This is a genomic window from Vibrio anguillarum (assembly GCF_001989995.2).
Lineage (GTDB): Bacteria > Pseudomonadota > Gammaproteobacteria > Enterobacterales > Vibrionaceae > Vibrio > Vibrio anguillarum.
Genome location: NZ_JAHGUP010000213.1, coordinates 1 through 871, shown reverse-complemented (window position 1 = coordinate 871; position 871 = coordinate 1). Strand labels below are relative to the sequence as shown.

General features: G+C 43.3%; 1 protein-coding gene. It reads right to left on the bottom strand.

Annotation, left to right across the window (positions count from 1 at the left end):
* Positions 1-66: 66 nt before the first annotated feature.
* On the bottom strand, positions 67-819 hold the full coding sequence (locus PL85_RS18525; RefSeq protein WP_064626957.1) for an SDR family oxidoreductase: 753 nt from the start codon (positions 817-819) through the stop codon (positions 67-69).
* Positions 820-871: the final 52 nt, after the last annotated feature.

The window sequence follows — 871 nt, the reverse complement described above, 5'->3', positions numbered from 1 at the left end:
CACAAAAACCAACGCATAGTGAAAATGCCACGCGTTGGCTGTCCCTCTTGAAGCGTTTGTTATGCATTACAAACCACCGGCTAAATCCAGAAAGTTACCTGTAGAAAATGATGATTTTTCAGACGCTAACCAATAAATGGCCTCAGCGACTTCATCAGGCAAACCACCCCGTTGCATTGGAATTTTATTTTTGAGTCGTTCTATACGGTCAGGCTCTCCACCGTCAGCGTGCATATCGGTATAAATCAATCCTGGGCGAACACAGTTAACTCTGATACCTTCCGCGGCAACTTCCAACGACAGACCTTTTGTTAACGTGTCAATTGCACCTTTTGACGCTGCATAATCGATGTACTCATTCGGTGAACCTGTTCGAGCGGCTCCCGAAGAAACATTAACTATGACACCACCGAGACCACCATGACGAGTTGACATTCGTTTCACTGCTTCACGACAACACAAGAAATAACCTGTCACATTGTTTATGAGAATTGAGTTAATCCTCTCTGCACTCATTTCGTCTAAGCGCATCTGCTTCTTTAAGATACCAGCATTGTTGACAAGAACAGAAACAACACCAAGCTCTTGGTCAACGGTTTCAAACAGTTTAACAACATCACCTTCTTTGGAAATGTCAGCTTGAACCGCAATACAATGACCACCTAACGCTTTGATTTCTTCAACGAGAGTATTATCAGCCTCAGCATTAGATTTGTAATTTATGCATACGGAAAAACCGTTTTGAGCAAAAAGCTTTGCTGTCGCCGCACCAATCCCTCGGCTACCGCCAGTAATAACAACTACTTTTCGAACGCTCATTATTCATCCTTTTAACGCTGAATTTGATGTAATGCATAACGCCCGGCTAAGG

Excerpts from the sequence above, each read along its gene's own strand:
- PL85_RS18525 (WP_064626957.1), bottom strand. The coding sequence starts at position 819 with ATGAGCGTTCGAAAAGTAGTTGTTATTACTGGCGGTAGCCGAGGGATT.